We start from the raw sequence: 15,949 nt of genomic DNA, 5'->3' as shown, positions 1-15,949 counted from the left end.
TGTCAAAACCCCTTGTTACCGTGTCAAGCGCGGAGACAGGATAGTTTTGACATTTTCTTTTGGAGATTCGGCAGGTGTTTTTATATTTTCCGGCATTCCTCCGGCAATATTGCCAGTGCTTTGTTCTCGTTAGCCTCCATGATTTCGCGTTCTCCGGGGCCTTTGTCGTTGATGCCGCAGAGGTGGAGGATACCGTGAATGATGGTACGGTGGAGTTCCTCATTGTAGGAGGTGTTGAAAGTTTCGGAATTAGTCTTTACCGTGTCGAGGCTGATAAACAGGTCTCCGGAGATCTTGTCGCCACTGGTATAGTCGAACGTGATGATATCCGTATAATAATCATGTTGAAGGTACTGGCGGTTTACTTCCAGTATCTTTTCATCGGAGCAGAAGATGTAGCTGATATCGCCGACTTTCTTCCCGTATGTAGCGGCAACCTCTTTTACCCAATTGCCGACTGCTCTCTTTTTGATTGCCGGAAGCTTGATGTCTTCCGCATAAAATGCTATTGCCATATTGCTATTCTTTTTGTGTTTTATCTTACCGAATGATATGTTAAAAAAAATTACCCGCTATACTAATTCCAAATAGATGCACTACTAATCCGATTTACATGGGGTGGCAGTATCATTTTGATAGTAGGTGAAAGATGGATTTGCCATACATTTCTTGTCGTTTCTACTGTTTGTAAATTGTTATTCCGACCCTGTCGATATGTGCTTTTAACTCAGGGTTGGAAATGGACGAGTAGGCAAGAAGGTCGACGAAAAAGGGTAGGAGAGATTCTTCGAATGCCCCTGCAAGGCTGCATATATCCTCTCTTGTCAAAGCAGAGCCTTTAATGGCGATGTCTATATCCGAACCGGGCTTATGGTTGCCTTTGGCCCTCGAACCGAATACGATCGCTTCCTCGACATGCGGATATTGGGAAAAGATCCGGTCGATAATTTCCTGATGCCTTGATGTAAGCCCTAATCGTGTGCTTGTATTTCCAACCATGTATGCAATGCTTTTAGTAAAGGGAAATAGCTCGTTTGAATGTTATTCGCCACCGACAGAGCCGTTTCTTCGTCATATGTGTGCGTCGTCAAATTCCGGTCGTTCAAGGCTTGCAACCACAAATCGCCCTCTTGGATGTACCCGGATTGGAAGGCTTGCAGGAGAAAATTGTCCGGTTCTTTCCGTATGATTTGCATCGCCTTGCTTAATCGGAGGAAGGCTTTGTCGAAATTCTGAAAACGCTGTTTCCAGCGGATATCTTGTTGTTCCATACTTTATTGCTATGTTAGATAGGACGAAGATACGAATTATTTTCAGGTAAAAAACAGATACGTCATAGCGACCGCTGCCACTGCCCCGGCTAAATCGGCCAATAGCGAACAGGGGATCGTATAGTAGGTGTTGCGTATCTTAACACTCCCGAAGTAGAGGGCGACGACATAGAAAGTCGTATCGCTTGATCCCTGCACGATGGAGCAGAGGCGGCCTATGAACGAGTCTGCTCCGTAGGTGTTCATCGCATCCAACATCATGCCCCGTGCTCCGCTGCCGCTAAGCGGCTTCATTAGCATGGTAGGCAGGCCTTCCACAAATTGCGTGTCCAGTCCTGCTGCCGCGACTCCCATGCGAATGCCGTCGATCAGGAAATCCATTGCTCCTGAAGCTCGGAAAACGGCAATGGCGACCAGGACGGCGATGAGGTAGGGGATGATCGTTACGGCGGTCTGGAAACCTTCTTTCGCTCCTTCGATAAAAGTGTCGTATACGTTGATTTTCTTGCGAATACCGCTGATGATGAATCCGCATATGATGGAGAAAAGTAAAATGTTGGCAAACAGGGTAGAGTAGAGGGAGACCGATTGCTGGCTCATCATCCCGAAAAGCAAGGCCAGGCCACCGACGAACGTGATCATGCCGCCGAAGAAAAGCAATAGGTTCCGTTGTAGAATGTTGATTCGTTGCTTGAAACAGACCGCCAATATGGCCACCAGGGTGGAAGAGAAGGTCGCGAGCATAAGGGGCAGGAAGACATCGGCTGGGTTGGCTGCTCCCATCTGTGCCCGGTAGGTCATGATGGAGACAGGAATCAGTGTCAGTCCCGAAGCGTTGATACAAAGGAACATGATCATCGGATCGCTGGCGGACTCCTTCTTCGCATTCAGTTCCTGCAACTCTTTCATGGCTTTCAGTCCCATCGGTGTAGCTGCATTGTCCAAGCCTAACAAGTTTGCCGAAAGGCACATGAAGATGGAGCCCGTAGCCGGATGGTCTTTCGGTATTCCCGGAAAGAGCTTGCTGAATACAGGCGCCGTCAGCCGGGCAAACGCCTGTATCACGCCTCCTTTTTCCCCGATTTTCATGATGCCGAGCCAAAGAGCCAGCACCCCCGTCAATCCGAGGGATATCTCGAATCCAGTCTTTGCCGAAGCAAAAGAAGCGTTGATGATATGGGTGAAAACTTCTGTGTCTCCACCGATGACCAGCTTGCAAAGCGCCACCACGAAGGCGATCAGAAAGAAGGCGATCCAGATATAATTTAGAACCATAGTAGTTGTTGACAGGTAATAAGATACTCGTTATTAGATTACAAAAATAGGAAATAATCGGGTTCTGCAGGAAAAAGAAGGCGGGAAATGGGAGATTGTTTGTTTTGTTGGAAAAAGCTGGTTACTTTTGAGACTCGAATTTTTGTGTTTAATCAATTCAAATTTAGAACAGAATATGATGAATAAAACCTGTCTGACCTTCCTGCTCATCCTGGTTTCCGTGGCGGCTTTCGCTACCGGTTATACCTACGAGCGTAATGTCCCGTATCGTGAAAATGCAGGAGATGAATACATATCCAAGATGTGTCGCCTGGATATTGCCTACCAGCCGGACGTACAAAACGCACCTGTCGTTGTCTGGTTTCATGGTGGCGGCTTGACTGGTGGCAGCCGCGAAGTACCATCCGGGCTGTTGACGGACGGTATGATAGTCGTAGGGGTCGAATACCGCTTGTCACCGCATGTGGAAACAATGGAGATCGTGGATGATGCTGCCGCCGCCGTTGCCTGGGTATTCGATAATATCGGAAAATACGGAGGTGACACTTCCTCTATCTATATCGCCGGCCATTCCGCAGGCGGCTATCTGGTCGATATGGTCGGGCTGGACAAGAAGCTGTTGGCGCGTTATGGTAAAGATGCTGACAAGCTCGCCGGGATCATCCCTTTCAGCGGTCAGGTAATCACCCATTTCGAAACCCGCAACCAGTGGGGACTGAAACCGTTGCAGCCGACTATCGATGAAACGGCTCCCTTGTATCACGTCCGTCCGGACTGTGCTCCTATCCTGATCCTTTCCGGCGACCGTGAAAAAGAACTGTATGGCCGTTACGAAGAAGCCGCCTATTTCTACCGTCTTTTCAAACTGCTCGGCCATCCCGATGTGACCCTTTATGAGTTAGGCGGTTTCGACCACGGCACTATGCGGGATGCCGCTTTCCCTTTGGCTGTCCGGTTTATCCGCGACCATACACTTTCGAATCGACCCGGAAGTAACAGATAATTTTGTATTTTTGCAAAGTATTAAAATGTATAATAATTTAACTATAAGCGAATAAATGATGATTTATCTGTTACTTTTGGCTTGATCCAAAAGTAACCAAAAGATCAAGGCTTAACCGTCCGGTCTACTCCGGGCAAAGGTTTCGCTGTCGCCTGCGAAACTCGCTTCGCTCAAACAGCAGACGCTCCGGACGCTACACCTTTGCCCTCCGCTTGACGACCGTCCGCTTAGGCCTTTCTTAGAAAGCTACGCTTTCTCTTGGGATTGCCGATACCGCTTCTTGTATAGGTATCGGTATCGGCAATCCTCAAAGAGCCGTCAGGCTCTATCTCCGGCCTAAGCTGATGAGCGTTAAGCGCAGTGACCGGAGTGAGCGTCCGGAGCGTCTGCTGTTTGAGCGAAGCGAGTTTCAGACGCGACAGCGAACGAAGGGAACGAAGTAGTGAAGCAGGTTCGGCCTTGATCTTTTGGTTACTTTTGGATCAAGCCAAAAGTAACAGACAAATCATCATTTACCTGCACAAATTAAATATAAAGAATAATTATGACAAAGATATTAGTTACTTATGACATGTTCCGCGAAGGTTTTACCGAGCTGGAAAGCAAGTATGAGGTTACTTTTCCCGAAGGAAGAGATTTCACGTACGAAGAAGTTTTAGAGATGATACCGGAGTACGACGTGTTGTGCTCGATGTTCGATTTCCCGGTAAACAAGGAATTGATCGACCATGCCCCCAAACTGAAAATGGTGGCAAACTATGCCGTCGGTTACAATAATATCGATGTCGCCTATTGCCTTGAAAAAGGAATCACGGTTGCCAATACCCCCGACCCTGTGACGGCTCCTACCGCCAATCTCGCGCTCGGTCTGATGCTCGATGTGGCACGTCGCATTACCGAATGCGACCGTAAGTTGCGCCGGGAAGGTCTTGATATGAAAGTCGGCGTCTTGGAGAATTTAGGTATCAACGTGACTGGGAAGACGCTGGGTATTATCGGTATGGGGCGTATCGGGAAAGCCCTTGCCAAACGTGCGAATGCCTGTGGCATGGAAGTACTCTATCATAACCGTCGGCAACTGTATGTCGAAGAAGAGACAAAGCTGAACGTGACATACGTTTCCAAGGAGGAACTCCTCTCCCAATCTGATTTCGTCTCCCTGAATGCCCCTTATACACCGGAAACCTACCATATCATCGGTGAAGCCGAGCTGAAGCAGATGAAACCGACGGCTGTCCTGATCAACACCGGCCGCGGTCCTTTGGTCGATGAAAAGGCTTTGGTGCGGGCGTTGAAAGACGGGACGATTCATGGCGCCGGCCTGGATGTATTCGAGTTCGGCGATTATCCCTCGCCGGAGTTGCTGGAAATGGAAAATGTCGTCCTGACTCCCCATATCGGAACGCAGACATTGGAAACGCGTATTATCATGGCGCGTACGGTTTGCAACAATGTAATCGGATTCCTGGAAGGCGACCGTCCTGTGTCCCGGGTATTGCGTCCATGACGGCGGAGTTTGTGTTGAGTGAACTGCAATCGGTCGGTTCACCCGAAAAGGCGGCCCATCTGAGCCGGTTTTTCAAAACCGGACCGGGGCAGTATGGCGAAGGCGATCGCTTTTTAGGAGTCGTCGTCCCGCAAACTCGCAATATAGCGAAAGCTAACAAAGCGATGCCTCTCGATGAATTGCAGCGCCTGTTGGATAGTCCCTGGCATGAGGCCCGCCTTTGCGCCCTGTTGGTTCTGGTCTATCGATTTCAGGATAAGAAGACGACGGCAGATGAACGGGAAAAGATGTATCGTTTCTATTTGAAGAATACCCGCCGTTGCAATAATTGGGATTTGGTGGATTTGTCCTGCCGGGATATTGTCGGCGAATATTTGGTGAACCGGGACCGTTCCGTCCTGTATGAGCTGGCTGCCAGCGATAACCTCTGGGAACAGCGGATTTCGATCGTCTGTACCTGGGCTTTTATCCGCCGTTCGGATTTTACCGATACGTTGGCGTTGGCCGAACGGTTGATGACGCATAAACATGACTTGATGCATAAAGCCGTAGGTTGGATGCTTCGTGAAGTGGGCAAAAGAGACCGGGATACCCTCACCGACTTTCTTGAACGTTATGCGACCCAGCTTCCGCGTACGGCTCTTCGCTATGCCATCGAGCATTATCCCGAAGACCGGCGCCAGTATTTCCTAAAGATGAAGTAAGGGATGGACGAACAACTGACAGCGAAATTGAAGGAATGGGCCGGAACCTATAATGTGAAGTCTTTTATACCTGATGATCCGGTTCAGTTCCCCCATCGGTTTACAGAAAAACGGGATATCGAAATATCTGCTTTTATCACTTCCTGGATCTCTTATGGACGCCGGGAACTGATCCTCCGCAAGGCGGACTGGTTACATAGCCGGATGGGTGGAAGTCCTTACGAATGGGTATTGTCCGGGCGGTACCGGGAACTGGTTTCGGATGTCCCGGCCGGCAAACGCGATACGTTTTACCGTTTTTATACGCATTCGGATCTGTGTGCCCTCTGTGACCGGTTGAAAGAGATATATGAGCGGTATGATTCATTGGAAGACGCATCGGCTGCAAGCCCTTACCCGAATCCGGTTCTTAAGTTGCAGGGTCTCTTTTCCGGTATAAACGGTATTCCGGTGATGGGCGGCACTTCTGCCTGTAAACGCCTGGCTATGTTCCTTCGTTGGATGATCCGGACCGATGGAATCGTCGATTTCGGGATTTGGAAGACTGCTTTTCATCCCCGCCAATTGATTATTCCGCTGGACACGCATGTTCACCAGATTTCATTGGAACTCGGCTTGACGCAGCAACGGACCGCCACCCTGAAAACGGCGCTCGAGATAACCGAGGCCCTGTCGCATATCTTCCCGGATGATCCTTGCCTGGGCGATTTCGCCTTGTTCGGATATGATATAAATAAGGGAAAATAAGCGGTTTTGGAAGGCGGTGAGTCCGATGGTTTCAGGTGATGGCTTGTCAAAGCCACTTTGTTTTAAAATCATAATGCAAAAAAGAAAGATGGAAAGAGAAAGAAATAAGATAACTTCCGTTTGCGTGTATTGTGCCTCCAGCACGCAGGTCGCTTCGGCATATCGGGAGGCTGCGACCGAGTTGGGACGTCTGTTGGGCGAACGGAACCTGAGGGTGATCAACGGGGCCGGCAATTCGGGCCTGATGTGCGCCGTATCGGATGCTACGCTGGCAGCCGGCGGAACCGTAACCGGTGTGATCCCTCGTTTTATGGTGGAACAGGATTGGTGTCACAAGGGGCTTACCGATCTGGTCGAGGTCGACAGCATGCACGAGCGCAAGCAACGGATGGCTGATCTTTCGGATGCCGTGATCGCTCTTCCGGGCGGATGCGGTACTCTCGAAGAGTTGTTGGAAGTCATCACCTGGAAACAGTTAGGCTTGTATCTCAACCCGATTGTCATCCTAAATATAAACGGCTATTTCGATCCCCTCTTGGAGATGTTCCGCCGGGCCGTCGACGAGCATTTCATGCGCCCGCAGCATGCAGCACTTTGGGCGGTCGCCTCTACCCCGGCCGAAGCTGTCGAACTGATCTATTCGGAACCGGTTTGGGATGCAAGCCTCCGTAAGCAGGCTTTGGTTTAGCCATAGTCCGTATCCGTTTTGTCGGTTCTATTTTATACAATAGGCCTCTGTAAATTCAACTCTCGTCTTATCTGGAGTCTGGAGATTCAGCAACCAACGCTTTGTTTTACCGATGGAGGGACGGTTTACGGTTTGTCCGTTTCTTCTCTCTTTTAAGGTGTAGATCGTTTCCTGCATATCCTCGACCAGGAAACATGGATGGCTGAAATTCTCATCACAGGGTGAATAGTGTTCGATATTCTCGGTACAGTCGCCTAGACCTAGGTATTGGATAATGCCGGGTTGGATTTTGTCCAGTGGATATCTGACGATTTCTTTGCATTTCAGTATCTTTACCCAGAAAGGATCCTGTTCGTCGATCTTTTCGGCGTATAAGCCTGCATGGTGTATCCTTTTGGATATTCTGTTTTCAGACAAAAATTTCCCTTTTGATTTCCGGTGTAGCCCGTCTGCTTTCAGATTGATAAATTCGACATTGTTCCCAGCTGCATCTTGCGTGACAATGACTTCGTTTCCTGCCCCATCCGTGATACATGGAGAAACTTTCACTCCTTGCGCTTTCAAGTAGTGTAACATATCCGGTACCGACTCTGTTTCCAGTGATATAGAAACGAGGCGTTTTTTTTCTTTTGCCTGTTTATCGACGATAAATTCTAAAAACTGTCGGTCGTTTATCTTGAATGACACGACTGTTCCTGAAGGGGACGGGTAGGAAAAGGCTTCGTCAAACCCTAGGAAACGCCCGTAATACTCCCGTGCCATCTCCATATCGCTCACGAGGAATGTCATTTTGGCAATTCCCCATACGGCAGGGCGTTGTACTTCCTGGGCTATAAGCGAGCATATGGAAATTAATCCGGTGAAAAGGATTGTAAATATTCTTTTGTATGTCATATCAGTCGATTATTTTGATTTGAAATTGTTTTCCTTCAAAAGTAATAACTAATCCGTTGTATGTTCGTGCTACGTTGATTTTTACGTTTGCCGGAACACGGTCTTTTGTCCCGTTTACATATACGACAACTGGAGTGTGAGGCGGTACACCTGCTTTGCTTTGCCAGGAGCAATAAGCTCCTAACCCTCCGAAAAGATGTGTATGTTTCCATCCCTTACGGGGTGTGAGCAAAGTGGAATACAGATTGCCTTCTGGTGCGCAAACGGCCTGTATGGTTGAGTGATAATCTCCGCCGTGAATACAAAGTCCTTGTTTTGATGGGGTTTCCTGTAACGTGTCGCCGTTAGGAATGCTGATTCCATACCCTCCGACCGATAAGTATAGCGGATCGGGATAATTATGCCAAAATACGTGAACTTCCCCGTCGTTTCCGATCAGTGTATGGGTAATCAGTTCGTCTTTCTGGAATTCCGGCGTGCGATCCTCTTTTCCAATGGATTGCAGGTGATATATGCTTGCGATATGATCCGGTTTTATAAATAACGTCCGGCTACGTAACCTGTACATCCACTGTTTTCCGTCATAGGAATATCCGGTTCGTCCTGCCCCTATATCTTCTCCTCCTTCTCCTGTCAGACAAAAGCCTATTGTGGCCGAATAGGCATGTTGGTTATATTTGACCGGGCTTTGCCAGATTGTTCTATCAAAAGGTTGCCCTGCCGGATATAGACGGGCGTCTCCGTCAACAGGACTTACGTTGAGGGAGAACTGTGCTCCTTCGACAGCGACTTTTCCTCCTGCTATATCTGCTGGCATCGGTTCTTCTTTTACCTTCCAGAACAGATGGTTTTCCGGAAGTAATAGGCAGCACAGACCATGCATGGCGAAGTAGGGATCACCTGGGACAATATAGTTTTCAGCAAGGCTTTGGTTTTTGCCTAAATAGCCGATATTCAACAGCCCGTTTTCTCCCATGCATCCATTTTCCCAGAAGTATTTTAAATCACCAGACAGAATGCGCCTGGCTATTCCCGGAGATAGTGTGCTGTTCCCGTTTATCATAGCCCATCCGATGGCAGCATTACTGGCAAACCGGTATGTCAGTGATCTGCCCCAGGGAATATGCCCTCCGTTACGGGCATATTGGTAAGGTACGGTTTCCAGAAGACGCGAAGAGATATCTTGTATCCTTTTCCCGAATTGCTCTTTCCAAACGGGGTCGTATTGATAAACCATCTGATTGAATAACTGGAATCCCCAGAAATTGTAATAATCGAATCCCCGGTTGTTACCGTCTATGAACCAGCCATCTCCTCTGTACCATCCTAAAAGCCTTTCCATCATTTGAGTATGATGCGCCCGGTTGGAGTCGATTCCATTCCCGTATTTTTCGATAAGACTGGTTGCAAATAAGTGAAAAAAATAGTGGTTGTTATGATAAGTCGTGTTGAATGACTGTTTTTGAAAGAATTTGATCAGGTTCTTCTTCTGTTCGTTCGTGAGCGGATTCCAGAATCGTTCAGGACAGGCGTATATACCTAATGCGAACGATACTCCTATCTGGTCGTTGGGATCGGGATCTCCCCAATACCCTTCGCTCTTGGGATCTGTTCCCCTTGTTATGGCGTTTATAAAAGGCTTTGTGATAGAACCTTTGTATCCCGGAACTTCATCTTTGCCTGTTGCCGTTGTATAGATGATGACACCGACCATGATGCGTTCCATGATTCTTGCCTGATTTTCGTTTCTGAAATCTTCAAGCTCCCGGTAGGCACCGGTGGATTCGGGCAAACTGAATATGCCGGTTTCCGGGTTTACATAGTTTAAAGCTCCGGCTATCAGTTGTTCGTTTATTTCTAACCAGTGTGCTCTTGTATACCCTGTATACGGGCTTGTTTGCCGGTCTTCCTTTGCATTTAAGGGGGCGGCGGACAACATATGGGGTGAAAATAAACCGAAGCAGATAATGGAGATAGATATAAAGAACTTTCTCATGGCATTAATTTAATTGATTATACGGATATTGTTTCCCACATACCGTCTATATAATTATCCTGCATCCAAGGAAGATTCTCATGACGATAGAACGGTTCAAGCTGTACGGCCAGTTCTTTCATCTGTTCTGGCGACAGTTTCTTGAAATTGCGGAGGATTTCCAAGTTGGAGTTTACTACCGCTTTACTGTCCATACCGATTACGACGGCATCCGGCCCTTTTAGCGAAAGGGCATATCTGATGAGATCGGGAGCATGCAGTCCGGGGATCGTCTCCTTGGGACGTACAGCCTTCATGATGAGTACGCCCATTTTATTTTTCTTACCGGCGGGAACAGCAATTTCCTGGCGGGGTGAAGGTTGCTTAGGGTTCCAATGGTTCATAGCGACAAGCATGCTGTCAAAATCTCCCCTGTTTGCCAATTCTTTTAAGGCCTGTGCATCACCATGTCCGGAAAAACCGATAAAACGGGTGATGCCTTCCTCCTTCAACCGATGGAGAATGTCGATTAAATATCCTTTACGACTCATTTGATTGACATCCTCGATGGATTGAACGTCATGTATTTTCAACATATCCAATTTATCCGTATTGAGCCGTTTTAAACTCAGTTCAATTTCTTTCATGGATTCTGCTGGTTCGCGGGCTGTCACTTTGGTCGAAAGAAATATCTCTTTCCGCCTGTATTTGACTACTTCTCCTACACGTACTTCACTGATAATATGGCGGGGAGATTTTTTCTTTCCGGGAGGAACAGCGATGGTATTATCGTAGGCGTGTGCCGTATCCCAATAATAGAAACCGTTGTCAAGAGCATAGTTTAGCATCTCGTACGCTTCTTCATCTTCGTCGATATGGCAGAACCGGCTTCCCAATCCTAAAACCATTTTAGGGATGATGACACCTGTTTTTCCCAGCTCCGTAGTTGGCAATCCTTTGGCATCATAGGGGTTCTTTATTCTTGCCAGGTCCATCGATACAGAAGCTAAGCTGTCTGCCGTGATTAATGAAATCCCCGCACCGACTACTCCTTTGATAAAATCTCTTCTGTTGAAATCTTCCATTTCTGTTTTCTTTAAATTGCTGAATAATTGGGGTTGTGTCGAAACTGTCCTGTTTCCGCGCTTGACGCGGAGATAAGGGGATTTCGCACAGCCCCATGATTTATTTTCTTATTTCCATAGCGGATGCTGCTCCAGTTTCGGATTCCTACTTAGTTCGTTAACCGGAATCGGATATACATAATATTTCTTGTCTGTTCCGATATTGACCCCTTTGCGGGCAACACGCTCTTCCATGCAGTTCATGCGTTTATAATCATACCAAAGATGACCCTCGTAGCATAATTCAACGACCCGTTCCCAGATGAGCGCTTTATTGAATGCATCCTTGTCCAAATTAGTAATACCTGCAAGACCGGCACGTTCCCTTACCAGGTTGATACCGTAATATTTGTCATAGGAACCACTGAATCCGGTAGCGTTATTGACCGCTTCAGAGTGCATCAGCAACACGTCTGCGTAGCGGGTGAAATGGTAATTCAGGTTGGAATTCTGATCACCGACCCCCGTCTCTTCCGGATCAATGTATTTCCAAGTATGTACCAATCCTTTGTTTACGTCAAAGTCTTTTCCCCATATTTTTTCCTCTCCTGTTTTTGTGTCGATGAAGGACAAGATGATGTTGGTGGCAAGACGTTTGTCACCTGGATTATTCTTTAACATGTCTTCATAGAAGTTCATCGTCCCTCCGAATGAGGACCAGCCGGCCATACCGCAAACATTCTGGTCACGTATGCTGGACATATTTACCCAATTCGATCCGTTTAGATTCTGCTGAAATTCGGCATCGAAGATGTATTCTTTGTTGTGCTCTCCGGCTTCTTTGAAATTCATGGCGTAGTTGGGATCCAGGTCGTAGTTTCCCGATTTGATGATATCTTCGCATTTTGCAGCTGCCAAAGCATAATTTTCTGTCTTGTTCCAGGGATATCCGGCCATTGTCAGATATGTTTTGGCTAGAAATGCCTGAGCGGCCCCTTTGGTGGCACGTCCTACATCTGTTCCAGTATATGAATCCGGCAATGCAGATTCAGCAAAGGTTAAATCTTCGATGATTTGTTTGAATACGGCATCGCTTGTCCCCATATTCGGAAGGTTTTGGTCATCCTGTTCGGATGCGGTAGTGAGCGGTACATTATCGAACAAGCGTATGAGGTAGAGATAAGCAAGCCCTCTCATGAACCGTGCTTCTCCTTCTAAACGCTTAATTTTGGCTGGATCGCCGCCGATATTCGGAATGTTTTCAATCGCTACATTCGTACGAAAAACGACCTGGTAGAAGAATTTCCAAACTAATTCTATACCGTCCGTATTAGGAGTCCAAGTATAGAATTCGAATGCGAGCCGGTAAGGCACAGTCGAGGTTTGAGCGGATGAACATTCCGCTGGGTATTCTCCGATCATTAATGCGGCTCGGTGAAACGAGATATCATTGTCTTCAGAGGATACGAGTCGGCTGTATATGGCATTTACAGCAGCTTCCGCATCTGCTTCCGTTTTGTAGAAGTTGTTTGGAGAAAGAAAATCGTATACGTCTTCTTCCAGGAATTTATCAAAACAGGAAGTCATTAGGCCCATTAAAATAAGGCTAGAAAATATGATTTTATAGATTGATTTCATAACAAATCTGATTTATGAATTATTTAAAAAGCAATGTTTACTCCCATTGTAAAAACTTTACTTGTTGGATAGGCATTGTAGTCTACGCCTAACTGACGGTTATTTTGTCCTTTACTGTTCACTTCCGGATCAAAACCCGAATAGCCGGTTATTGTGAACAGGTTTTGGGCACTGACATAAAGCCTTAATGACTCGATGTGTTTCCGGATCGGGAAACGATATCCCAATACGATATTTTTTAAGCGGACATACGAGCCATCTTCGATCATGTAAGATGACAATGGCAGATAAGCATGTGGTGCAAGGCGTGGGGCTGGAATATCCGTTTGTGTGTTGGCCGGAGTCCAGTAGTTCAGCATATCCCTGCGTTGTGATGCAAACGGAGATACCATTGCATACTCTCCACGTCCGAGATTCATGATGTCGTTTCCGATACTTCCGTTAATGAAGATACTTAAATCGAAATTCTTGTAGGTGAAGTTGTTTGTCCAACTGAAAATGAAATCGGGATTTGGATCTCCGATAACTGCCCAGTCTTCACGGTCAATTTTACCATCCTGGTTCAAGTCTTTGAATTTAGGAGAACCTAACCCGTCCGTCGTTAATGCTTTTGGATGTTTGGCAACGGTTTCACCATTGGTATTTATGATAGTAGCATCCATCATTTCTTGGTTTTCAAAGACGCCGTCATAAACATAATATTTCCAAATGCCTACCGGATAATTTTCTTCCAGCCAGCTACCTTCTACTCTCAAGTGCCCGGAGAGGTATCCGTCCGGTCTGCCCGGTGTTACATCAGGCATGCTCAATACCTTATTTCGGTTCATAGAATACATAAGTATGGTATTCCAGGTGAAAGCACCCGGTTTATTACTGGTGATCAGGTCATAACTGACACTGGCTTCGATACCCCAGTTACGAAGTGTTCCGTGATTGCTGAAGATAGAACCAAATCCGGAAGAAAGAGGGATTGATACGTTCCAAAGAAGGTCTTTCGTCTTTTTGTAGTAATAGTCGACATTGAAGTTCAGTCGGTTGTTTATAAAGCCGAAATCTATACCAAGGTCTAAGTTTGAGGTGGTTTCCCATTTCAAGTTTGAATTCGGAATCTTATTCGGGGCGAATCCGGTTGCTTTATCGCCGCCCAGATTATAAGAATACTGTGACAAACTGGCAACGGAAGAGTAACTTCCGAATCCCTGATTACCGGTTAAACCGTAACTAGCACGTAGTTTCAGATTGCTAAGCCAGTCTGCCTCTTCCATGAATGCTTCTTCCGTAACACGCCAGGCTAAAGCTGCTGACGGGAAGAATCCCCATTTGTTATTGACTCCGAATTTGGAGGAACCGTCGGCACGTCCAGTCAAAGTCAATAAATACCGGTCTGCATAGTTGTAGTTAATACGTCCCAGCCAGGAAGCCATTTGTGAAGACCATCTGGACGAGGTCGGAGTTCCTTTGGTCGTGCTTGCTGACCCCATGCTGTTATCTTCCAATACGTCGTTTACAAAGCCGGAAACGATCGTCTTTCCTTTTATCTCTTCGTCATACTGGATCGTCAGACCGGCAACAGCATTGATGGAGTGAATTCCGAATTTCTTCTGATAGGTTAATAAGTTCTCGTTCAGATAAACCGAACGTCTGTTCCAGCCTTTGGTTGCGATGCCGTTATCACTCTCTCCTTGGAATACAGTAGAAGGAAGATACGAGTCACGAAAAGCATTCGAATAGTCAGTGCCTCCGCGGATTTCGAGTGCGAGTCCGTCCGTCAGCTTATTCAGATTAAATTTGATGTTGACATTTGCGATGACACGATTGATGGTCGACTTGTCTTTTGCCAGTTCAGCCAAGGCATAAGGGTTGCCCGTTGTTACTCCGTAAGGAGTCTGGTTCATGGTCGAAAATGTCCCGTCTTCGTTATATACATACATGGTGGAAGGTATTGCCAATGCTCCGTTGATCACACCTCCCCCTTGTGCGCCGTCGCCCTCAGAAAAGGCCACATTCGAAAAGGTCCGGCTTGCGGTAAGCGATGTTTGTACATTGATCCAGTTCGAGATTTTAGAATCGATATTGGCTCTCAAGGATGCACGTTTCAGATCTGAGTTGATCACAATACCGTCTTGATCGAAGAAGTTTCCGGTGACGGCATATTGATTGTTTTCAGATCCTCCGCTCAAACTTATTTGGTGATTGTGCATGAGAGCTGTACGGAAAATCAGATCTTGCCAATCCGTACTGTTGTTCCGGTAATAAGAGGGTTCTTTCCATTTCTCGTTGGCTCCTCCGTAAATGGGAGCAACGCCTCCGTTTTCGGCTGCAATATTGGACATGGTAGCAAACTCTTCGCCATTCATCATCTCCATTTTATTAGCAATGTTCTGGACTCCGAAATAACCGTCATACGTTACTTTGGTTTTTCCTGTTTTTCCTCGTTTGGTGGTGATCAGAACGACTCCGTTTGCTCCTCGGGAGCCATAGATGGCAGCAGATGATGCATCTTTTAATATTTCAATGGATTCGATATCATTTGGATTGATCGTTACCATTCCGTTGTTGGCGATTGCACCGTTTTGGTTTCCTTCTGCCATCGCTCCTGCTCCGACAGGGAATCCGTCGATTACATATAAGGGTTCATTACTGCTGGAAAGAGAATTTCCGCCACGTACACGAATGGAGACCTGGCCTCCCGGAGCACCAGATGTGTTGGTGACCTGTACACCGGCTGCTCTTCCTTGGATACCCTGGTCTAAGGAGGTCATCGGTAACTTTTGCAATTCTTCTGATTTGATCGATGATACGGCGCCTGTCAAGTCGCTTTTCTTGACCGTACCGTAACCTACAACGACCACCTCTTCAAGAGCTTTGGAATCTTCTATAAGCGTAATGTCGATGGTCGATTTATCACCAACAGTGACCTGCTGTGAGACGAAACCGATGTAGGTGAATTCTAATATCGATTTACTGTCGGGCACATCGATGGAATAATGGCCCTCCAAATCTGTAACAGTACCTTGCGTACTCCCTTTTACAACTACATTTACACCGATTAGCGGTTCATTGTGTGCGCTTTTTACGACTCCTATCACTTTTTGTTGAGCAAACATAATAGTAGTGCTCAACAAAAAAGCAAGTATGATGCCAACTTGCCGAAATGAATCAATGATCTTTTTCATATAATGC

The 15,949-nt window shown here is 46.8% G+C and carries 14 protein-coding genes; 5 read left to right on the top strand and 9 right to left on the bottom strand.

All coding sequences use genetic code 11. The annotated features are described in order from the left end of the window. Positions 1-80: 80 nt before the first annotated feature. The 4 genes from ybeY to NQ564_RS15355 form a co-directional block, all read right to left on the bottom strand. A complete protein-coding gene (gene ybeY, locus NQ564_RS15370) occupies positions 81-515 on the bottom strand; it encodes an rRNA maturation RNase YbeY (RefSeq protein WP_008146666.1) in 435 nt (144 codons plus the stop codon). A 163-nt stretch (positions 516-678) separates the two neighbouring features. Then, the gene (locus NQ564_RS15365) at positions 679-999 is read right to left on the bottom strand and encodes a nucleotidyltransferase family protein (RefSeq protein WP_008146665.1); all 321 of its coding nucleotides are present in this window, start codon (positions 997-999) and stop codon (positions 679-681) included. Further along, entirely contained in the window at positions 972-1,271 is a 300-nt protein-coding gene (locus tag NQ564_RS15360; protein WP_008146664.1) for a nucleotidyltransferase substrate binding protein, read from the bottom strand. Before NQ564_RS15360 ends, NQ564_RS15365 begins: the two co-directional genes overlap by 28 nt. A 42-nt stretch (positions 1,272-1,313) precedes the next feature. After that, complete coding sequence (locus tag NQ564_RS15355) at positions 1,314-2,546, bottom strand: nucleoside recognition domain-containing protein (protein WP_008146662.1); 1,233 nt, start codon at positions 2,544-2,546, stop codon at positions 1,314-1,316. A gap of 175 nt (positions 2,547-2,721) precedes the next feature. Here NQ564_RS15355 and NQ564_RS15350 point away from each other — a divergent pair, with 175 nt between their 5' ends. The 5 genes from NQ564_RS15350 to NQ564_RS15330 all read left to right on the top strand — a co-directional run bounded on the left by NQ564_RS15350 (position 2,722) and on the right by NQ564_RS15330 (position 7,195). Then, positions 2,722-3,549, top strand: coding sequence for an alpha/beta hydrolase (locus tag NQ564_RS15350; RefSeq protein WP_008146661.1), 828 nt, complete (start codon positions 2,722-2,724; stop codon positions 3,547-3,549). 544 nt (positions 3,550-4,093) lie between these two features. After that, complete coding sequence (locus NQ564_RS15345) at positions 4,094-5,056, top strand: 2-hydroxyacid dehydrogenase family protein (RefSeq protein ID WP_008146653.1); 963 nt, start codon at positions 4,094-4,096, stop codon at positions 5,054-5,056. After that, positions 5,053-5,760, top strand: coding sequence for a DNA alkylation repair protein (locus tag NQ564_RS15340; protein ID WP_008146652.1), 708 nt, complete (start codon positions 5,053-5,055; stop codon positions 5,758-5,760). Before NQ564_RS15345 ends, NQ564_RS15340 begins: the two co-directional genes overlap by 4 nt. 3 nt (positions 5,761-5,763) lie before the next feature. Next, positions 5,764-6,507 (top strand): TIGR02757 family protein, encoded by a 744-nt coding sequence (locus tag NQ564_RS15335; RefSeq protein WP_008146651.1) that lies wholly within the window; start codon positions 5,764-5,766, stop codon positions 6,505-6,507. A gap of 88 nt (positions 6,508-6,595) precedes the next feature. After that, positions 6,596-7,195, top strand: coding sequence for an LOG family protein (locus NQ564_RS15330; protein ID WP_039847997.1), 600 nt, complete (start codon positions 6,596-6,598; stop codon positions 7,193-7,195). A gap of 27 nt (positions 7,196-7,222) precedes the next feature. On the opposite strand, the gene NQ564_RS15325 is transcribed toward NQ564_RS15330, so the two are convergent. The 5 genes from NQ564_RS15325 to NQ564_RS15305 all read right to left on the bottom strand — a co-directional run bounded on the left by NQ564_RS15325 (position 7,223) and on the right by NQ564_RS15305 (position 15,942). Beyond that, the gene (locus tag NQ564_RS15325) at positions 7,223-8,089 is read right to left on the bottom strand and encodes a VOC family protein (RefSeq protein ID WP_021862810.1); all 867 of its coding nucleotides are present in this window, start codon (positions 8,087-8,089) and stop codon (positions 7,223-7,225) included. Position 8,090: 1 nt separating this feature from the next. Next, entirely contained in the window at positions 8,091-10,085 is a 1,995-nt protein-coding gene (locus tag NQ564_RS15320; RefSeq protein WP_081450190.1) for a DUF2264 domain-containing protein, read from the bottom strand. 17 nt (positions 10,086-10,102) lie between these two features. Beyond that, the gene (locus tag NQ564_RS15315; RefSeq protein ID WP_008146646.1) at positions 10,103-11,149 is read right to left on the bottom strand and encodes an aldo/keto reductase; all 1,047 of its coding nucleotides are present in this window, start codon (positions 11,147-11,149) and stop codon (positions 10,103-10,105) included. A 108-nt stretch (positions 11,150-11,257) separates the two neighbouring features. Next, positions 11,258-12,715: a RagB/SusD family nutrient uptake outer membrane protein gene (locus NQ564_RS15310; RefSeq protein WP_039847996.1), complete on the bottom strand. Its 1,458-nt coding sequence runs from the start codon at positions 12,713-12,715 to the stop codon at positions 11,258-11,260. A 74-nt stretch (positions 12,716-12,789) separates the two neighbouring features. After that, positions 12,790-15,942, bottom strand: coding sequence for a SusC/RagA family TonB-linked outer membrane protein (locus tag NQ564_RS15305; protein WP_008146643.1), 3,153 nt, complete (start codon positions 15,940-15,942; stop codon positions 12,790-12,792). Positions 15,943-15,949 lie beyond the last annotated feature (7 nt).

Source organism: Parabacteroides johnsonii DSM 18315 (genome assembly GCF_025151045.1).
Lineage (GTDB): Bacteria > Bacteroidota > Bacteroidia > Bacteroidales > Tannerellaceae > Parabacteroides > Parabacteroides johnsonii.
Note: the sequence above shows the minus strand (reverse complement) of the source record. Positions and strands in the feature narration are given on the sequence as shown.

What these genes read in the sequence shown, in the direction of transcription:
- ybeY (WP_008146666.1), bottom strand. Translation starts at nt 515, where the DNA reads ATGGCAATAGCATTTTATGCGGAAGACATCAAGCTTCCGGCAATCAAA.
- NQ564_RS15365 (WP_008146665.1), bottom strand. Translation starts at nt 999, where the DNA reads ATGGTTGGAAATACAAGCACACGATTAGGGCTTACATCAAGGCATCAG.
- NQ564_RS15360 (WP_008146664.1), bottom strand. Translation starts at nt 1,271, where the DNA reads ATGGAACAACAAGATATCCGCTGGAAACAGCGTTTTCAGAATTTCGAC.
- NQ564_RS15355 (WP_008146662.1), bottom strand. Translation starts at nt 2,546, where the DNA reads ATGGTTCTAAATTATATCTGGATCGCCTTCTTTCTGATCGCCTTCGTG.
- NQ564_RS15350 (WP_008146661.1), top strand. Translation starts at nt 2,722, where the DNA reads ATGATGAATAAAACCTGTCTGACCTTCCTGCTCATCCTGGTTTCCGTG.
- NQ564_RS15345 (WP_008146653.1), top strand. Translation starts at nt 4,094, where the DNA reads ATGACAAAGATATTAGTTACTTATGACATGTTCCGCGAAGGTTTTACC.
- NQ564_RS15340 (WP_008146652.1), top strand. Translation starts at nt 5,053, where the DNA reads ATGACGGCGGAGTTTGTGTTGAGTGAACTGCAATCGGTCGGTTCACCC.
- NQ564_RS15335 (WP_008146651.1), top strand. Translation starts at nt 5,764, where the DNA reads ATGGACGAACAACTGACAGCGAAATTGAAGGAATGGGCCGGAACCTAT.
- NQ564_RS15330 (WP_039847997.1), top strand. Translation starts at nt 6,596, where the DNA reads ATGGAAAGAGAAAGAAATAAGATAACTTCCGTTTGCGTGTATTGTGCC.
- NQ564_RS15325 (WP_021862810.1), bottom strand. Translation starts at nt 8,089, where the DNA reads ATGACATACAAAAGAATATTTACAATCCTTTTCACCGGATTAATTTCC.
- NQ564_RS15320 (WP_081450190.1), bottom strand. Translation starts at nt 10,085, where the DNA reads ATGAGAAAGTTCTTTATATCTATCTCCATTATCTGCTTCGGTTTATTT.
- NQ564_RS15315 (WP_008146646.1), bottom strand. Translation starts at nt 11,149, where the DNA reads ATGGAAGATTTCAACAGAAGAGATTTTATCAAAGGAGTAGTCGGTGCG.
- NQ564_RS15310 (WP_039847996.1), bottom strand. Translation starts at nt 12,715, where the DNA reads ATGACTTCCTGTTTTGATAAATTCCTGGAAGAAGACGTATACGATTTT.
- NQ564_RS15305 (WP_008146643.1), bottom strand. Translation starts at nt 15,942, where the DNA reads ATGAAAAAGATCATTGATTCATTTCGGCAAGTTGGCATCATACTTGCT.